Annotated in this window: 13 protein-coding genes; 4 read left to right on the forward strand and 9 right to left on the reverse strand. The window is 71.4% G+C overall.

Going from position 1 to position 17,760, the window contains the following annotated elements; genetic code table 11:
* Positions 1-249: 249 nt before the first annotated feature.
* From ACFVH0_RS28325 to ACFVH0_RS28345, 5 genes are all read right to left on the reverse strand, one after another.
* A complete protein-coding gene (locus tag ACFVH0_RS28325; RefSeq protein WP_385824737.1) occupies positions 250-1,293 on the reverse strand; it encodes a LacI family DNA-binding transcriptional regulator in 1,044 nt (347 codons plus the stop codon).
* A gap of 158 nt (positions 1,294-1,451) precedes the next feature.
* Complete coding sequence (locus tag ACFVH0_RS28330; RefSeq protein WP_385824692.1) at positions 1,452-3,128, reverse strand: glycoside hydrolase family 13 protein; 1,677 nt, start codon at positions 3,126-3,128, stop codon at positions 1,452-1,454.
* A gap of 102 nt (positions 3,129-3,230) precedes the next feature.
* Complete coding sequence (locus tag ACFVH0_RS28335) at positions 3,231-4,112, reverse strand: sugar ABC transporter permease (RefSeq protein WP_385824694.1); 882 nt, start codon at positions 4,110-4,112, stop codon at positions 3,231-3,233.
* Positions 4,109-5,125, reverse strand: coding sequence for a carbohydrate ABC transporter permease (locus ACFVH0_RS28340; protein ID WP_385824696.1), 1,017 nt, complete (start codon positions 5,123-5,125; stop codon positions 4,109-4,111). Before ACFVH0_RS28340 ends, ACFVH0_RS28335 begins: the two co-directional genes overlap by 4 nt.
* Before the next feature lie 19 nt (positions 5,126-5,144).
* The gene (locus ACFVH0_RS28345) at positions 5,145-6,419 is read right to left on the reverse strand and encodes an extracellular solute-binding protein (RefSeq protein WP_385824698.1); all 1,275 of its coding nucleotides are present in this window, start codon (positions 6,417-6,419) and stop codon (positions 5,145-5,147) included.
* A gap of 358 nt (positions 6,420-6,777) precedes the next feature.
* Here ACFVH0_RS28345 and ACFVH0_RS28350 point away from each other — a divergent pair, with 358 nt between their 5' ends.
* Both ACFVH0_RS28350 and ACFVH0_RS28355 read left to right on the forward strand, forming a co-directional pair.
* Complete coding sequence (locus ACFVH0_RS28350) at positions 6,778-7,815, forward strand: LacI family DNA-binding transcriptional regulator (protein ID WP_385824701.1); 1,038 nt, start codon at positions 6,778-6,780, stop codon at positions 7,813-7,815.
* A 178-nt stretch (positions 7,816-7,993) separates the two neighbouring features.
* Complete coding sequence (locus tag ACFVH0_RS28355) at positions 7,994-8,914, forward strand: phosphatase PAP2 family protein (protein WP_385824739.1); 921 nt, start codon at positions 7,994-7,996, stop codon at positions 8,912-8,914.
* A 24-nt stretch (positions 8,915-8,938) separates the two neighbouring features.
* Here the strand turns inward: ACFVH0_RS28355 and ACFVH0_RS28360 are convergent, their stop codons facing one another.
* Positions 8,939-10,537: an amidohydrolase gene (locus ACFVH0_RS28360; protein WP_385824703.1), complete on the reverse strand. Its 1,599-nt coding sequence runs from the start codon at positions 10,535-10,537 to the stop codon at positions 8,939-8,941.
* A gap of 11 nt (positions 10,538-10,548) precedes the next feature.
* A complete protein-coding gene (locus tag ACFVH0_RS28365; RefSeq protein WP_385824705.1) occupies positions 10,549-12,003 on the reverse strand; it encodes an APC family permease in 1,455 nt (484 codons plus the stop codon).
* Positions 12,004-12,144: 141 nt separating this feature from the next.
* Here ACFVH0_RS28365 and ACFVH0_RS28370 point away from each other — a divergent pair, with 141 nt between their 5' ends.
* On the forward strand, positions 12,145-12,759 hold the full coding sequence (locus ACFVH0_RS28370) for a TetR/AcrR family transcriptional regulator (RefSeq protein WP_385824707.1): 615 nt from the start codon (positions 12,145-12,147) through the stop codon (positions 12,757-12,759).
* Positions 12,760-13,109: 350 nt separating this feature from the next.
* Here ACFVH0_RS28370 and ACFVH0_RS28375 read toward each other — a convergent pair whose 3' ends face one another.
* Entirely contained in the window at positions 13,110-16,100 is a 2,991-nt protein-coding gene (locus ACFVH0_RS28375; RefSeq protein ID WP_385824709.1) for a bifunctional [glutamine synthetase] adenylyltransferase/[glutamine synthetase]-adenylyl-L-tyrosine phosphorylase, read from the reverse strand.
* 133 nt (positions 16,101-16,233) lie between these two features.
* Here ACFVH0_RS28375 and ACFVH0_RS28380 point away from each other — a divergent pair, with 133 nt between their 5' ends.
* Positions 16,234-16,746, forward strand: coding sequence for a pyridoxamine 5'-phosphate oxidase family protein (locus ACFVH0_RS28380; RefSeq protein ID WP_385824711.1), 513 nt, complete (start codon positions 16,234-16,236; stop codon positions 16,744-16,746).
* Positions 16,747-16,831: 85 nt separating this feature from the next.
* Here ACFVH0_RS28380 and ACFVH0_RS28385 read toward each other — a convergent pair whose 3' ends face one another.
* Positions 16,832-17,620, reverse strand: coding sequence for a putative protein N(5)-glutamine methyltransferase (locus ACFVH0_RS28385; protein WP_385824713.1), 789 nt, complete (start codon positions 17,618-17,620; stop codon positions 16,832-16,834).
* Between the last annotated feature and the right edge of the window lie 140 nt (positions 17,621-17,760).

Raw genomic sequence — 17,760 nt, forward strand, 5'->3', positions numbered from 1 at the left:
CACGGCCCGCTCACATCCGCGAAACCCAGGAGTTTTCCCCCTGCAAGCACTTACGCAAAACATTGCAGCGCTGTTAAGTTTCTCCCGACTCCGGTCCGGTCGGCCGGGGGTTCCGGCGATCCCGGACCCCACGCGCCCGGCCGGCCGGGCCGGTCAAGGACAAGAGAGGCACCCGGGGTCGCTCACTCCCCGCAGGCCCATCCAGGGCCGACTCCCGGTGCCTCTCCTGTACGCCCGGCCCCGCGGGCCTCAGCAGCCCCGGAGTGCGGCGGTGGATCCCCGTACCACCAGCTCCGGCTGGAACACGTACTCCGTGCGCTGCACCGGGCTGCCGCCGATCTCTTCCAGCAGCGCGCCCACCGCCGCCGCGGCCATCGCCTGCACCGGCTGGCGCACCGTCGTCAGCGGCGGATCGGTGAACGCGATCAGCTGCGAGTCGTCGAAGCCCACCACCGACACGTCGCGCGGCACACCGAGCCCGCGCTCCCGGGCAGCACGCACCACTCCCAGCGCCATCAGGTCGCTGCCGCAGACGATGCCCGTGCACCCCTGGTCGAGCAGCGCACCGGCCGCGACCTGGCCGCCCTCGACGCTGAACAGCGTGGGACAGACGAGGAGTTCGGCCTCGGCGCGGTCCAGGCCCAGCAGGTTCACGACGGCGTCGACGAACCCCTCGCGCTTGCGGCGGGACGGCACATAGCGCTGCGGCCCGATCGCCAGACCGACCCTGCTGTGGCCGAGGTCGGCGAGGTGCCCGACGGCCATCCGCACGGCGGCGGCGTCGTCGGGCGATACGAACGGCGCGCTGATCCGTTCGTTGTAGCCGTTGATCAGGACGAACGGCACACCGCGCTCGGTGAGCGCGGCGTACCTGGCCGGGTCGGCCGACATGTCGGCGTGCAGCCCGGAGATGAAGACGATCCCGCCGACGCCGCGCTCCACCAGCTGCTCGACGAGTTCGTCCTCGGTGGCACCGCCGGGCATCTGGGTGCAGAGCACCGGGGTGTAGCCGTGACCGGCCAGCACCTGCTCGACGGACTGCGCGAACGCCGGGAAGATCGGGTTGGTGAGTTCGGGCGTCACCAGTCCGATCAGCCCGGCGCTGCGCTGCCGCAGCCGTACGGGACGTTCGTAGCCCAGGATGTCCAGCGCCGCGAGCACCCGCTGACGGGTGGTCTCCGAGACGCCCGGTTTCCCGTTGAGCACCCGGCTGACGGTCGCCTCGCTGACCGCTGCCTGGCCGGCGATGTCCGAGAGTCTCGGCGCACCGGCCCCAGGGCCTCTCTTCCGGATCTTGCCGGGTTCACGGGGGTCGGCACGCACATCCGCGGCGCTGTCGTCGGTCACCGACGCCCCGCGTCGGTTCCCTCCTCCGCCTTGCGGCTGCACGCACCGGACCCCGCTCCCTGATCCGGCCTGATCCGGAGGAGAGGCCCTGGGCGGAGGAACCGTCACACCGTCCACCACACCGTGGTGTCCGCGGGGAGCTCGATCTCGGCGCCGTCGGTGACGACCGGGCTGCTGGACAGCAGGACGGTGCCGCGCACGGGGATACGGACCGGGCGGCCCGTCGTGTTGACCGTGCAGACGAAGCCGGGGCGGGCGAAGATCAGCAGCCCCTCGGGGGCCTGGAGCCACTCCACCGAGCTTCCGGCGCCGAGCCCCGGGTGTGCCCGGCGGGCGGCGATCGCGGCCCGGTACAGCTCCAGGGTGGAGCCCGCCACACCGGTCTGCGCCTCCACGGAGAGCTCGCCCCAGCCCGCGGGCTGCGGCAGCCAGCTGCCGCCGTCACCGAAGCCGTACGAGCTGCCCTCGCGGGTCCACGGGATCGGCACCCGGCAGCCGTCGCGGAAGCCGTCCTGGCCCTCGGCGCGGAAGAACGACGGGTCCTGGCGGACCTCGTCGGGCAGGTCGGTGACGTCGGGCAGGCCGAGCTCCTCGCCCTGGTAGATGTAGGCGGAGCCGGGCAGTGCCAGCATCAGCAGGGTGGCGGCGCGGCCCCGGCGCAGGCCCAGCTCGCGGTCGCCGGGGGTGCGGATCTGGGTGCCGAGGCCGGGCGGGTTCGCGAACCGGGTGGTGTGCCGGGTCACGTCGTGGTTGGAGAGCACCCAGGTGGTGGGGGCGCCGACCGGGCGCATCGCGTCGAGCGAGGTGTCGATGACCTTGCGGAGCTCGGCGGCGTCCCAGGAGGTGGAGAGGTACTGGAAGTTGAACGCCTGGTGCATCTCGTCGGGGCGCACGTAGTTGGCGGTGCGCTCGACGGTGGGGGTCCATGCCTCGGCGACGGCGATCCGTTCGCCGGGGTACTCGTCGAGGATGGTGCGCCAGGAGCGGTAGATCTGGTGCACCCCGTCCTGGTCGAAGAAGGGCATGACGTCGTTGCCGAGCAGCTTGAGCTGGTCGTGGCTGCCGAGGTCGGGCAGGCCGGCGGCCTTGACGAGGCCGTGGGCGACGTCGACCCGGAAGCCGTCGACGCCCATGTCGAGCCAGTAGCGCAGGATGGAGCGGAACTCGTCGGCGACGGCCGGGTGTTCCCAGTTGAAGTCGGGCTGCTCGGGCGCGAAGAGGTGGAGGTACCAGTCGCCCGGGGTGCCGTCCGGGTCGGTGGTGCGGGTCCAGGCGGGGCCGCCGAAGACGGACTCCCAGTCGTTGGGCGGCAGTTCACCGTCCGTGCCCTTGCCGGGGCGGAAGTGGTAGCGCTCGCGCAGGGCGGAGCCGGGGCCCTCGGCGAGGGCGCGCCTGAACCACTCGTGCCGGTCCGAGGAGTGGTTGGGCACCAGGTCCACGATGATCCGCAGGCCCAGGTCGTGGGCGTCCCGGATCAGCCCGTCGGCGTCCAGCAGGGTGCCGAACATCGGGTCGATGGCACGGTAGTCGGCGACGTCGTAGCCCGCGTCGGCCTGCGGGGAGGCGTAGAAGGGGCTGAGCCAGACCGCGTCGACGCCGAGGCTCTTGAGGTGCGGGAGTCTGCCGCGTACGCCTGCGAGATCGCCCATGCCGTCGCCGTTGCCGTCGGCGAAGCTCCGCGGATAGACCTGGTAGATCACCGCGTCCCGCCACCAGCCGGTCTGGTGGGCCGGAGCGGCGCCGGACGTGCCGGTGGAGGGGGCAGCGAGGTGCTGGGTCATGTCGTCCCTGGGGTGTCTGGGTGGGGAGCGGCGCCGGAGCCGGGTCGGGATTCCGGCGACCGCCGTGACTGGTGCGTGCGGGTCGTGCTGCGGTCGTGGACCTCAGCCCTTGACGGCTCCGGCGGACATGCCGGTCACGAGGTGCTTCTGCGCGAACAGGAAGACCAGGGCCGCGGGTATCGCGATGAGCACGGACGCGGCGGTCATCGGACCCCACTGGGCTCCGTACTGGTTGACGAAGAGCTGGAGTCCGCCGGCGAGGGTGAGGTTGTCCTCCCCGACCATGAAGGCGGAGGCGTACGCCACCTCGCCCCACGCGGTGATGAAGGAGTAGAACGCGGTGACGGCGAGGCCGGGCTTGGCGAGCGGCAGGATCAGCCGCCAGAACGTGCCGAACGGGGTGAGGCCGTCGACCTGCCCGGACTCGTCGATCTCGCGCGGGATGGTGTCGAAGAAGCCCTTCATCATCCAGGCGCAGAACGGCACCGAGATGGTGAGGTAGGTGATGACGAGACCGGCGGGCTGATTCAGCAGCCCCATGCCCGCCATGATGTTGTAGATCGGCACGATGAGGACGGCGACCGGGAACATCTGGGTGACCAGCAGCGTCCACATCAGCCCGCGCTTGCCGGGGAAGCGGAAGCGGCTGACGGCGTAGCCGGTGGAGGCGGAGACGATGACGCCGAGGAGCGTGGTGAGTCCCGCGATGAGCAGCGAGTTGCCGAACCAGGTGAGGAACTTCGTGTTCTGGATCAGGTTCGTGTAGTTCTCGAACGTGGTCTCTTTGAAGAAGTCCGTGGTGGTCGCGAACGCGGCGGGCTTCAGCGAGGTGAGCAGGACCCACAGCACGGGGAAGACGGCGATCACGGACGCGACGATGAGCGTCAGGTGCAGGCCGGCGGAGGCCAGCGGCGAACGTTCCCCGCGCAGCCGGACCTTGGGCGCGGGGCGGCGCGCGGCGGGGGTGGGTGCGGTGGTGGTCACCAGTCGTCTCCCTGGGTGCGCAGGACTCGCCGGTAGACGGCGGCGAAGATCAGCAGGAGTACGAGGATCAGTACGCCCCAGGTGGAGGACTGCGCGAAGTCGCGCGGGCTGATCTCGAAGGAGAACTTGTACGCCTGGGTGACCAGGATCTGGGTGGCCTCACCGGGTCCGCCGCGGGTCAGCAGGTAGATCACCGGGAACATGTTGAAGGTCCAGATGGTGGAGAGCAGGATCACCGTGGTGGAGACCGGCCGCAGTCCGGGCAGCGTGATGTGGCGGAACCGCTGCCAGGCGGTGGCGCCGTCCATCTCTGCGGCCTCGTAGTGCTCGCTGGGGATCGACTGCAGTCCGCCGAGCAGGGCGACCATCATGAACGGCACGCCGAGCCAGACGTTGACGGCGATGACGGAGAACTTCGCCCAGGTGGGGTCGTTCAGCCACGGGATGCCGTCGATCCCGCCGCCGGAGAGGATCTTGTTGAGCAGCCCGCGGTCCTCGTTGTAGAGGAAGCGCCAGGCGAAGACGGAGACGAAGCCGGGGATGGCCCAGGGCAGGATGAGCGCCATCCGGTACGCGGAGCGGCCGGCGATCCGGCGGTTGAGGATGTTGGCGAGGGCCATGCCGAGGCAGAAGGTGATGGCCACGCAGGAGACCGTCCACACCAGGGTCCAGCCGAGCGTGCCGAGGAACTGTTCGCCGGTGAGCGCCTCGGTGTAGTTGTCCAGCCCCACGAACTTGTACGTGGCGGGCAGGTGGTTGACCCCGATGGACCGCGCGACGTTGCGCTCGTTGGCGTCGGTCAGCGACAGGTAGATGCCGCGGACCAGCGGGTATCCGATGATCACGCCGATCACGACGACGACCGGGGCGACCATGGTCCAGGCGTACCAGTGGGTCGAGAGGGCCCGCCGGAGCCTGCCCGGCGGCGGGGGTGTGCCAGTGCCGCGGCTCCGGCCGCGGGCGACGTCGTCGCCCGCGGCCTTCGCCACCGACTGGCCGGTGTGGACAGCCATCAGCCGGCCTGCCTTCCTGTTACTTCCAGCCCTTGAGGAGCTTGCGGTAGGAGTCGCCGGTCGTGCTGGTGGCCTTCTCCGGGGTGGCCTGGCCGGTGAGGACCTTGGTGTACTCGGTCACGAGCGGGGCGAAGAGGCTGCCGGTCTCGGGGATCCAGGGGCGCTCGACGGCGGTCTCGACGACGGGCTTGAAGAAGCCGACGATCTCGTTGTCGACGACGTCCTGCCGGGCGTAGGCGGAGGTGCGGGTCGGCAGGAGGCTCAGCTCCTTGGTGACCTTGGCCTGGGTCTCGGCCGACGTCATGTAGTCGACGAAGGCGTAGGAGGCGTCGAGGTTCTTGGAGCCCGCGTAGACGGCCAGGTTGTGGCCGCCCTGCGGGGCGCCCTGCGCGGCGGAGCCGGCCGGGACCGGGGCGATGCCCAGGTTGGCCTTGTCCTTGAACTCCTTGCCGGCGTAGGTGTCGGCGACGGCCCACGGGCCGTTGATCATCATGGCGACCTTGCCGTCCTTGAAGGACGCCTGCATGTTCTCCCAGCCGTCCGTGGCATCGGTCTTGGCGGCCCCGGAGTCGACGAGGTCCTTGACGACCTTCATCGCCTTGACGCCCGCGGGGTTGTCGATGGTGACGGACTTGGTGGAGGCGTCGACCATGTCGCCGCCCTCGCCGTACAGGAAGGAGAGGAACCAGTACGCGTCGTCGCCGCGCAGGTACATGCCGGTCTTGCCGGTCTTGTCCTTGATCTTCTTGGAGACGGTCTTCAGCTCGTCGACGGTCTTGGGGACCTCGACGCCGGCCTCCTTGAAGATCTTCTTGTTGTAGAAGATGCCCATGGAGTCGATGACCTGCGGCACCGCGTACGTCTTGTCCTTGTACTTGGTGGACGCGGCGGCCTGCTTGAGGAAGTCGTCCGGCTTCGTCAGCGCGGTGGTGCCGTCGAGCGGGGCGAGGTAGCCGAGGTCGGCGAACTCGGGGGTCCAGGCGACCTCGGAGCGGATGACGTCGGGGGCGTCGGAGCCGGACTGCGCCGCGTTCTTGAACTTGTTCTGCGCGTCGCCGAAGGGGACGTTGACGTACTTGACCTGGACCTTCGGGTGCTTCTTGGTGAAGTCCTCGGCGATCTTCCTGAAGACCTTGTCCTCACTGCCCGCGGTGGAGGTGTCCCACCACGTCACCGTGCCGGAGAGCTCGCCCGAGCTCTTGCCCGTGCCGTCGGACTCGCTGTCGCTGCCGCAGGCGGTCGCCGCGAGGGCCAGGGCCGCGACCAGGGCGGTGGCCGTTATGCCACGTCGCATCTGAACTCCTTCAACTGCCGTACCGCTCCGTCGCGGCGCCGGGTCGACGAGAACGTAACAAGGATGAAAGAACGCCGAAAGAGTTTGCGGAAGATTTCTGCAAGCGCCGACGATCGTTACATTCGCGTGTCCTCACGGTTGCCGTCAAGACCCTTGACGCCCGGCATCACAACCGGACAGTGGCAGGCCACAGCCCGCGGGCCATGCGGTGCGACGATCCGACCGGAGCCCGCAGACCCGGCTCGCAAGACCTTGCAAGATATTGCCGGTAAACCCTCGCGAACCGGCGCACGGAGGCAGTCGTCCGATTCATGCCCATGGTGGGCAATCCGACATACGCCCGGTACAGTCCACTTCCATGACCGCACGGCTTGCCGATATCGCAACTCAGGCGGGGGTCAGCGAAGCGACGGTCAGCCGTGTACTGAACGGCAAGCCCGGTGTTGCTGCGGCCACCCGTGAATCCGTTCTCGCCGCGCTCGACGTCCTCGGCTACGAACGGCCCGTACGGCTGCGCAGGCGCAGCGCGGGACTGGTCGGCCTGATCACGCCCGAGCTGGAGAACCCCATCTTCCCCGCCCTGGCCCAGGTCATCGGCCAGGCGCTGACGCGGCAGGGCTACACGCCGGTGCTCGCCACCCAGAGCCCCGGCGGCTCCACCGAGGACGAGTTGACCGAAATGCTGGTCGACCGCGGCGTCTCGGGCATCATCTTCGTCTCCGGGCTGCACGCCGACACCTCGGCCGATATGCAGCGCTACGAGCAACTGCGCGCCAAGGGTGTCCCGTTCGTCCTGGTCAACGGCTTCTCGCCCAAGGTCCAGGCGCCGTTCATCTCGCCGGACGACCGGGCCGCGATGCGGCTCGCGGTGACGCATCTGGTGTCACTGGGCCATCAGCGGATCGGGCTGGCGGTCGGCCCGAAGCGGTTCGTGCCGGTGCTGCGCAAGATCGAGGGCTTCCACGCCACCATGCGCGACCAGTTGGGCCTCGCTCCGGACGCGGTGGAGGAGCTGATCCAGCATTCGCTGTTCACTCTTGAGGGTGGACAGGCCGCGGCTTCGGCGCTGATGGAGCTGGGCTGCACGGCGGTGGTGTGCGCGAGCGACATGATGGCGCTCGGCGCGATCCGGGCCGCCCGGCGGCTGTCGATGCGGGTTCCGCGCGATCTGTCGGTGGTCGGTTACGACGACTCGCCGCTCATAGCGTTCACCGATCCGCCGCTGACCACGATCCGTCAGCCGGTGACGGCGATGGGCCAGGCCGCCGTTCGCACGCTGCTGGAGGAGATCGGCGGCACGCCCGCTCCGCACAGCGAGTTCGTCTTCATGCCCGAACTGGTCGTTCGCGGTTCAACGGCAGCCGGCCCCGGGCCCGCTCCGGCCGCCACCGCCTGACCGCTCAAGGATCCCACGCCCGCTCCCCGTACGCAGTTCCGGCACCCACGGATGTGCGGCCCGGCCCCGGCCGGAGGATGATCGGGCGGAAGGGCATTTTCTGGCAGACTCTGTGCCTATGGGTGAATTGAGCGTGACATCGAAGGAAGGCCGGTCGGAGGCCACCCCGTCACCCATCGTGGACGAGGCGGCCCCTGCGGCGAACGCGAAGCGGAGCACCGGGCGGCGTGACGGCGACCCGGCGGGAGCGCGTTTCCCGCTCCGCGCACCGCGTTCGTCGCGTTCCCCGCGCCGGCCGCGTCTCTGGTTCGAAATCCTGCTCGTCGCGGCCAGTTACTGGGTGTACTCGCTGGTCCGCAACGCCGTCCCGGAGCAGCGGACCGAGGCGCTGCGCAATGCCGACCGGATCTGGTCGGCCGAGAGGTACCTGGGCATCGCCGTGGAACAGACCGTCAACCACGCGGTGAATTCCGTGACATGGCTGATCGTCTCGATGAACTACTACTACGCGACGCTGCACTTCGTCGTCACCGTCTGTGTTCTGGTGTGGCTGTTCCGCCGTCACCCCGGCCGTTACGCGGCGGCCCGGCTGGCCCTGTTCGCGACCACGGGTGTGGCGCTGCTCGGCTACTACCTGTATCCGCTGGCCCCGCCCCGGCTGATGAACGGCGGCCACTTCATCGACACCGTGCTGGTCCACCACACCTGGGGTTCGATGGCCTCGGGCAACTTCAAGAACATGTCGAACCAGTACGCGGCGATGCCGTCGATGCACATCGGCTGGTCGCTCTGGTGCGGTCTGACCGTCTTCGCGCTGACCTCCGCGCCCTGGGCGCGTGTCCTGGCCCTGCTCTACCCGACGATCACCCTGGTCGTCATCGTGTCGACCGCCAACCACTTCTGGCTGGACGCGCTGGGCGGCATGGCGTGCCTGGCCTTCGGTTACGCCGTCTCGTACGCCTGGTACGGCTCGCTGCCGCACCATCTGCCCAGGCGGGTGCCGCCGCCGCGCGGCGGGGCCCGGCTGGCGGGGCTGGCCGCGGGTGCGCCGGTCCGGACCCGGCGCCCGGCGGCGGGCGCGGCGGCGGGCCGTCGCTGAGGACCCGGCCCGCCCGACGGCGCCTCAGCCCCGGTGCGTCACGCGTCCTCCGCACACCGTGAGCCGCACCGCCGCCTCGCCCAGCTCGTCCGCCGGCACCGTCACCGGATCCACCCCGAACGCCGTCAGATCGGCCCGGTACCCCACCGCGATCCGGCCCGCGACCCGCTGCTCCCCGGCGGCGACCGCCGCGTGCGAGGTGCAGCCCTCCAGCGCCATCAGCCCGGTCAGCGCCTGCCCGGCGGTGACCGGCTCGGTGTCGTACGCCCCGGGCAGCCGCCGCAGCCGGGCCGTGGCCAGCACCTGCCGTACGTCGTAGTGGGCGATCGGCCAGTCCGAGCCCAGCGCCAGGTACGCCCCGGCGTCGCGCAGGTCCCGGCAGCGCCAGGCCCGGCCGGCCCGCTCGTCACCCAGCCGCTTCGACCACTCGTCGCTGTGGTCGGCCCGGGTGTACGCGGTGTGGGTGGGCTGCATCGAGGCGATCACCCCCAGCTCGGCGAACCGGGCGGCCAGGCCGTCGGGCACGGTCTCGATGTGCTCGACGCGGTGGCGGAGCCGGCCGCTCTCCCCCAGCGCCCCGACCGTGTCCAGCACATGCCGCACGGCGGCGTCCCCGATGGCGTGGGTGGCGGTGCGCACCCCGGCGCGGTGGAGGTGGTGGACGGCGGCGGTGTACGCCTGCGGGTCCGGCCAGAACGCCTCGGTGCCCTCCCCGTGGCAGTCGGCGTGCTCCAGCCACGCGGTGCCGCCCTCGACGGTGCCGTCCATGAAGAACTTGACCCCGCCGACCCGCCAGAGCCGGCCCGCCTCGCTCTGCAGCCGTACCAGCTCCTCCAGGGCCTCCTCGTCGGCGCCCGGCATGCACCAGGGGGCCAGCCGCAGCCGTACCGGCAGGTCGGTCTCCGCCTCCACGGCGGCCAGCAGCCCGGGCACCGAACCGTCGGCCAGGTCCATCACGTGGGCCCCGGTGAGTCCGGTGGCGGCCATGCCGGAGAGCAGCTCCACGAGGCGGGTGCGGCGCTCCGCGTACGAGGGCCTGGGCAGCCGTTCCCCGACCAGGTCCATCGCGGCGTGCTCGATCAGATGCCCGGTGGGGCGCCCGTCGGGTTCGCAGACGACGGTGGAGCGCTGGACGAAGGTGCGCGGGCCGGTGATCCCGGCGCGTTCCAGGGCCGCCCCGCTGGCCAGGGCGGAGTGCCCGTCGTAGAGCCGGATGAAGGCGGGGGCGCCGCCGATGGCGTCCTCGATCAGTGCCCGGTCGACGGGGCGCCCGCGGAAGGCGTTGTGGTCCAGGCCCCAGGCGACGATCCAGCCCTCGGTCCGCTCGGCCCCGGCCAGAGCGGCGCGCAGCTGGTCGAGGTCGCGGACGGCGGTGAGGTCGGTGCCGGTGGCCATCTCCAGGCCCCAGACGGGGTGGCTGTGCGCGTCGACCAGACCGGGCGTGAGGGTGGCCCCGGACAGGTCGATGTGCTCAGTACCGTTGCCGCGCCACTCGCGCAGCCCGGCCTCGTCGCCGACAGCGGTGATCACCCCGTCCTTGACCGCCACGGCGGTGGCTTCCGGCCGGGCCGGGTCGAGGGTGCGGACACGGGCTCCGGTGAGGAGGAGGTCGGCTGCGGACACGGTGGGGCTCCTTAGACGGTGGTGGTGGCGGGGACGGTCTCGGGGTCCGGAGGCGGTGGCTCGGCGGCGAACCGGGCGTACACCTCGGGCTTGTCGCGCTTCAGCCGGTACGCGAGCGCCAGTCCGATCAGGAATACCGCGGGCACCAGTGAGACGAGCACGATGTTCACCCCGGTGGAGGCGCCGGAGAACAGATCGACATGGTCCGTCACCAGGACGATCGCGGCTGCCAGCAGCACGGCGGCGACGACCGGCGCGACGACTGTACGGAATCGGCCCTCGCCGTGCTCGAACCGGCGGAAGAACAGCGGCACGGCGATCGCGGCGAGCAGTTGGAGCAGCATCAGGCCGAGCATTCCCGGGGTGTTGACCCAGAGCAGCAGTTGCGCGTACGGGTCGGCTCCGGCCGCCGCGAAGGCGATGACGATCACGGCTCCGAGCGCGATCTGGGCGAGTCCGGCCACGTAGGGGGAACGGTGGCGGGGATGGACGCGTCCGAGCGCCTTCGGCAGCACCCCCTCCTCGGAGAGCGCGAGTCCGTACCGGTTGATGGCGTTGTGGAAGGCGAGCAGCGAGGCCAGGACGCTGGTGACGATCAGGATGTGCATCAGGTCAGCGGCCCAGGAGCCGACGTAGTGGGTGATGGCGGAGAAGAACAGCCCGCCCGGGTCGGTGGCCGCGGCCTCGACCACGTTCGCGTCGCCGAACGCCTGGATGACGGTCCAGACGACGAACGCGTAGAAGAGCCCGAGGAACGCGACGGCGATGTAGGTGGCGCGGGGGACGGTACGGTCCGGGTTCCGCGCCTCGCGCCGGTAGATGACCGTGGACTCGAAGCCTGTGAAGGCGGCGAACGCGCAGGCCAGCACGGCTGCCGTGCCGGGTACGAGGACATTGCCGGGGGTGAACGAGGCGGCCGAGATCCCGTCGGCCCCGCCGTCCAGCAGCACCCCGCCGGCGAGCAGTACGAGGATGCCGGTCTCGGCGACGAGCAGCACCCCGAGGACCTTGGCGCCGAAGTCGATGGAGCGGAAGCCGCCGTACCAGATGAGCAGCAGCCCGGCGAGGGAGATCGGCAGCCAGGGGATGTCGATGCCCCACAGGGCCTGGACGGTGTCGGCGGTGGTGGAGCCGAGCAGCCCGTAGACGCCGATCTCCATGCCGTTGTAGCCGAGCATCGCGATCAGGGCGGCGGCGATACCGACGGGGCGGCCCAGGCCCCGGGTGATGTACGCGTAGAACGCGCCGCCGCTGCGGACGTGGCGGCTCATGGTGGTGAACCCGATGGCGAAGATCGCGAGGGTCACACCGGCCAGCAGATAGCCGACGGGGGCCCCGATGCCGCCGAGCATGATGGCGATGGGGGCGACTCCGGCCATCACCGTGAGCGGGGCGGCGGCCGAGATGACGAAGAAGGCGATGTCGGCGGTGCCGAGGGTGCCTTTTCTGAGGGTTGGCGCATCCATGCGAAAGGGAAGCCCTTCTGCGACTGGCGGGGGGCAGGGACCGGCGACCAGAAACCTAAAGGCTTTCGGTTTGCGCAATGTAGCCTCACCCACGGGCATCCGGGAAGACCTCCCGACCTACACACGTCAGGAGAAACACGCATGGGACGGCCGCGCACACCGCTGCTGGACCGGGAGCGCATCACCACCACCGCGCTCGAACTCATCCACGAGAAAGGCGAGTTCAGCGTCCCGCAGATAGCCCGACGGCTCGGGGTACAGACCGGTTCGGTCTACCACCACGTGGACGGAAGGGGCGGGGTCGTCGAGCTCGTCCGGGAACGGGTGTGCGCCGCGATCGACTCCGCGGCCTTCGACGTGGAGCCCTGGGACGCGGCCATGACGGCGTGGGCCCGCTCCTACCGTGCCGCCTTCGCCGCCCACCCGCGCGCGATCCCCCTGCTGATGACGTCACCGGTGCGCGCCCCGAAGGTCCTGGAGCACTACGAGCGGGCGGTCCGGCTGCTGCTGGACGTCGGCTTCCCGATGGCCGAGGTGATGACGGTGATCACCGCGCTGGAGAACCTGGTCCTGGGTTCGGCGCTGGACCTGGCGGCCCCGGAGACGATGTGGGAGCTGCCGGACGACACCACGACGCCGCGCCTCGCCGAGGCGCTGGCCGCGGTGGGCACGGGCCGGGCGGACGCGGCGTTCGAACTGGCGCTGGGCGCGTTCATCGGGCACTGCCGGGCACTGCTGGACGCGAAGGAGCAGTAGCGGTTTCGGGGGGCGCGTCGGAGGGGCGCGTCGGGGGAGCGGCCTCGGCGCCGGTCGCGGCGCGCCGGTGGACACGGCCCCGGTCGCGGCACGTCGGCGGAAGCTGCCCCGGTCACGGCACGTCGGGGAAGCAGCCCCGGTCGCGGTCACGGCACGTCTGTGGACACGGTCCCGGTCACGGCAGGTCCGCGCGCACGGCCCCGGTCACGGCACGTCGGTGGAAGCGGGCCCCGGCCCCATCGCGGCACGTCGGTGGACACGGCCGCGGTCCCCATCGCGGCGCGCCGGCGGACACCGCCCCGGTCGCGGCGCGTCCGGGGAAGCTGCCGCAGCCCCGCTCGCGGCCCGTCTCACGCCCCGTAGAACCGCTCCTCCATCACCGCCCGCGCCCGCCGGGTGATCCGCCGGTAGTCGTCCAGCATGTCCCCGACGTGCCCCGGCTCGTATCCCAAGTACCGCCCGACCGCAGTGAGTTCACGCGGCCCCGACGGGAAGGTGTCGCCCGGACGGCCGCGTACCAGCATCACCGCGTTGCGCACCCGGGTCGCCAGCACCCATGCCTCGTCCAGCGTGGCCGCGTCCTCGCCGGAGATCAGCTCCGCCGCGCAGGCCGCGGCCAGCGCCTCACGGGTGCGGGTGGTCCGCAGCCCCGGTTCCACCCAGCCGTGCTGCATCTGCATCAGCTGGACGGTCCACTCGACATCGCTCAGCCCGCCGCGCCCCAGCTTGGTGTGGAGCGTCGGATCCGCGCCGCGCGGCAGCCGCTCGGACTCCATCCGGGCCTTCAGGCGCCGGATCTCACGGACCGCGTCCTCCCCCAGGCCCTCCATCGGGTAGCGCAGCGGATCGATCAACTCGATGAACTCACGGCCGAGTTCGGCGTCGCCCGCGACCGGCTCGGCGCGCAGCAGCGCCTGGCTCTCCCAGACCAGCGACCAGCGCCGGTAGTACGCCTCGTACGACGCCAGCGAACGCACCAGCGGTCCGCTCTTGCCCTCCGGCCGCAGGTCCGCGTCGATGATCAACGGCGGGTCGGCGGTGGGCAGTTGGAGCAGCCTGCGCATCTCGGCGACCACCGCGTTCGCGGCCCGGCCGGCCTCCTGCTCGTCGACGCCCTCGCGCGGCGAGTGGACGAACAGCACATCGGCGTCGGAGCCGTACCCCAGCTCGTGGCCGCCGAAGCGGCCCACGCCGATGACCGCGAAGCGGGTGGGGAGGGTGTCCCCCCACTGTTCGCGCACGGCGGCGCGCAGGGCGCCCGCGATCGTGACGGCGTTCAGATCGGTGACCGCGTTGCCGACGCGGTCGACCAGCGCCCCCGGGTCCTCCTCGGCGGGCCTGTCCTCCGTGCCGTACGAGCCGATGAGGTCGGCGGCCGTGGTCCGGAACAGCTCGCGCCGCCGCACACCGCGCACCACCGCGACCGCGGTCTCGGCGTCGCCCGCGCGCCCCACCGCGGCCAGCACCTCCTGCTCCAGGTTCTCCCGGGTGCGCGGCCGCAGCCCCTGCGGGTCGCCGAGCAGCGCCACCGCCTCCGGGGCCCGCAGCAGCAGGTCCGGGGCGAGCCGGCCGGCCGACAGCACCCGGGCGAGGTTCTCCGCCGCCGCGCCCTCGTCCCGCAGCAGCCGCAGGTACCAGGGGGTCTTGCCGAGGGCGTCGGACACCTTGCGGAAGCCGAGCAGCCCGGCGTCCGGGTCGGCGGAGTCCGCGAACCAGCCGAGCAGCACCGGCAGCAGGGTGCGCTGGATGGCGGCCTTGCGGGACACCCCGGACGACAGCGCCTCCAGGTGCCGGAGCGCGGCGGCCGGATCGGCGTAGCCGAGCGCTTCGAGCCGGTGCGCGGCCGCCTTCGCGCTGAGCCGGGTCTCCCCCGGTGCGAGCTGGGCGACGGCGTCGAGCAGCGGCCGGTAGAACAGCTTCTCGTGCAGCCGCCGCACCACGGAGGCGTGCCGCTTCCACGCCTGGTTGAGTTCGGTGATCGGGTCCGTGCGCATCCCGAGGGAGCGGCCGATCCGCCGCAGGTCCGGCGCGTCCTCCGGGACGAGGTGGGTGCGGCGCAGCCGGTAGAGCTGGATGCGGTGCTCCATGGCGCGCAGGAAGCGGTAGGCGTCGTCCAGTTGCGCGGCGTCCACCCGGCCCACGTAGCCGCCCTCGGCGAGCGCGCGCAGCGCCTCCAGCGTGGTGCCGCTGCGCAGGGTGGTGTCGCTGCGACCGTGCACCAGCTGCAGGAGCTGTACGGCGAATTCGACGTCCCGCAGGCCGCCGGGGCCGAGCTTGATCTCGCGGTCGACTCGGTCGGCGGGGATGTTGTCGACGACACGGCGGCGCATCTTCTGGACGTCGGGCACGAAGTTCTCGCGGTCCGCGGCCTGCCACACGAGCGGTGAGACCGCCTCGACGTACTCCGCACCGAGTTCGGGATCGCCGGCCACCGGCCGGGCCTTGAGCAGCGCCTGGAACTCCCAGGTCTTGGCCCAGCGCTGGTAGTACGCGAGGTGCGAGGAGAGGGTCCGTACGAGGGGGCCGTTGCGGCCCTCGGGGCGAAGGTTGGCGTCGACGGGCCAGATGGTGCCCTCGACGGTCGTGTCGGAGCAGATCCGCATCATGTGCGCGGCCAGCCTCGTGGCGGCCTGCACGGCCTCGCTCTCCTCGTAACCGTCGACCGGTTCCGCGACGAAGATGACATCGACGTCGGAGACGTAGTTCAGCTCGTGTCCGCCGCACTTGCCCATCGCGATGACGGCGAGCCGGCACCGGGCGGCGTCGGCGGGCGCCGCCGTACGGGCGATGGCGAGCGCCGCCCGCAGGGTCGCGGTGGCCAGGTCGGCCAGTTCGGCGGCGGCCTCGGCGACGTCCGTCGTCCCGCACACGTCACGGGCCGCTATCGACAGCAGACACCGGCGGTAGGAGACACGCAGCGAGTCCGGGTCGTCGGCCCCGGCGAGCCCCTGCTCGAACTCGGCCACGCCGGGGTGGAGGTCGGCGGCCTCGTAGGTGACCAGGGCCTGCCAGTCGCGGGGGTGGCGGGCGAGGTGGTCGCCGAGCGCCTCGGAGGCGCCGAGCACCCCGAGCAGCCGGTCCCGCAATGGTTTGGCGGTGACGAGGGTGTCCAGCAGGATCTGCCGCTCGGCCGCCTCCTCCGCCTCCACCAGCCGGACCAGCCCGTGCAGGGCCAGATCCGGGTCGGCGGTGGCGCCGAGGGCTTCGAGGAGCACCGGGTCGGAGCGTACGGAGGACAGATCGGGCAGGTCCAGCAGCCGCTCGGCCGAGGAGGGGTCGGTGAAGCCGTGCCGCAGCAGTCGGGTGAACGTGCTGCTCCTGCGCCCCGGCACCGTCGTCATTCGTGCTCTCCCGCTCGCCGCCCACACACCATCCAGCGTCCCGAGCCTAGCCTCGCTCCGGGCGATCCGGAGCGGGTGTGCGGTCCGCGCTTCGCGGGCACGATCATTTCCAGGAGCAGACCGGGAGGCCCGTATGTCCGGATTCGAACCCTACGCCGAGCTGGACGGCGACTACAGCGACAAGAACGCGACGGCCTGCCCGTGGTCGACGGCGAGGGACCTGCTGACCGGGGCGGAACTGTACTGGCTGTCCACGGTCCGCCCGGACGGCCGCCCGCACGTCACTCCGCTGATCGGGGTATGGGCGGACAGCGCGCTGCACTTCGCCACCGGTGCCGAGGAGCGCAAGGCCCAGAACCTGGCCGCCAACCCCGAAGTGGTGCTGACGACCGGGACCAACACCATGTCGGAGGGGCTCGACGTGGTGGTCGAGGGCAGGGCGGAACGGGTGACGGGCGAGGACCGGCTGCGGCTGCTGGCCACGGCCTGGGAGGCGAAGTACGGCCCGGAGTGGCACTTCGACGTCCGGGACGGCACCTTCGTCAACTCGGGCCACGCGGCGCTGGTGTTCCGGGTGCGCCCCCGCAAGGTCCTCGGCTTCGGCAAGGGCGCCCGCTTCAGCCAGACCCGGTGGAGGTTCAGCTGATCGTGTCGCGTGCGGACGCGGCGACCGGGTTCTGAACGACCGGGCCCGGGCCCGGTCGTTCAGAACCCGGTCGTCCAGAGCCCGGTCACCAGGGCCTTGTGCCGATGACGACGGTCGCGTACAGCTCGTCGGAGGTGACCACGCGCGGGATCAGACCGCTGCGGGCGACGGTCTCCTCGGCCCGTGCCGCCTGCCGCTCGCTCGTCTCGACCAGCAGATGCCCGCCCGGTGCCAGCCAGTGCGGGGCCTCGTCGGTGACCCGGCGCAGGACATCGAGGCCGTCCGCGCCGCCGTCCAGCGCCACCCGCGGTTCATGGATCCGGGCCTCCGGGGGAAGCAGTTCGACATCGTCCGTGGGTACGTAAGGCACATTGGCGAGCAGGATCTCCACCCGGCCGCGCAGCGAGGCGGGCAGCGGCTCGAAGAGGTCGCCCTCGTACACCTCGCCCGCGTCGCCGATGTTGCGGCGGGCGTACCGCACGGCCGCCGGTTCGACGTCCGCGGCGTGGAGTTCGGTGCGGCCCAGCGTCGCGGCGAGCGCGGCGCCGAGGGCTCCCGAGCCGCAGCACAGGTCGACGACGACCGCTCCGGGGCCGGCGAGGGCGGCGGCCTGTTGGACCAGGAACTCGGTGCGGCGGCGGGGCACGAAGACGCCGGGGCCGACGGCGATGCGCAGGCCGTGGAACTCGGCCCAGCCGAGGACGTGTTCCAGGGGAAGTCCGGCGACCCGCTGTTCGACCATGGCCACGATCGCGGCGGGGCCGGCGGCGGTTGCGAGGATCAGTTCCGCCTCGTCCTCGGCGAATACGCAGCCGGCGGCGCGGAGCGCGGGAACGATGGTGGAGAGGGCGAGCGGTGAAGCGGTGACCGACATGTGCGGAGCCTTTCGGGAAAGCCGATGGGCGCTCCGCGGCCGACTATGTCGGGTCGACCACGCGTTCGCGAGAGCTGAGCACCCAGCCTGATACAGCGGTAATGGGTCTCACCTCCTCGGTCGGCCCCCGTGTGGGGATG

Source organism: Streptomyces sp. NPDC127117 (genome assembly GCF_042677325.1).
Classification (GTDB): Bacteria; Actinomycetota; Actinomycetes; order Streptomycetales; family Streptomycetaceae; genus Streptomyces.

Excerpts from the sequence above, each read along its gene's own strand:
- ACFVH0_RS28330 (WP_385824692.1), bottom strand. The coding sequence starts at position 3,128 with ATGACCCAGCACCTCGCTGCCCCCTCCACCGGCACGTCCGGCGCCGCT.
- ACFVH0_RS28340 (WP_385824696.1), bottom strand. The coding sequence starts at position 5,125 with ATGGCTGTCCACACCGGCCAGTCGGTGGCGAAGGCCGCGGGCGACGAC.
- ACFVH0_RS28345 (WP_385824698.1), bottom strand. The coding sequence starts at position 6,419 with ATGCGACGTGGCATAACGGCCACCGCCCTGGTCGCGGCCCTGGCCCTC.
- ACFVH0_RS28350 (WP_385824701.1), top strand. The coding sequence starts at position 6,778 with ATGACCGCACGGCTTGCCGATATCGCAACTCAGGCGGGGGTCAGCGAA.
- ACFVH0_RS28365 (WP_385824705.1), bottom strand. The coding sequence starts at position 12,003 with ATGGATGCGCCAACCCTCAGAAAAGGCACCCTCGGCACCGCCGACATC.
- ACFVH0_RS28370 (WP_385824707.1), top strand. The coding sequence starts at position 12,145 with ATGGGACGGCCGCGCACACCGCTGCTGGACCGGGAGCGCATCACCACC.
- ACFVH0_RS28375 (WP_385824709.1), bottom strand. The coding sequence starts at position 16,100 with ATGACGACGGTGCCGGGGCGCAGGAGCAGCACGTTCACCCGACTGCTG.
- ACFVH0_RS28380 (WP_385824711.1), top strand. The coding sequence starts at position 16,234 with ATGTCCGGATTCGAACCCTACGCCGAGCTGGACGGCGACTACAGCGAC.
- ACFVH0_RS28385 (WP_385824713.1), bottom strand. The coding sequence starts at position 17,620 with ATGTCGGTCACCGCTTCACCGCTCGCCCTCTCCACCATCGTTCCCGCG.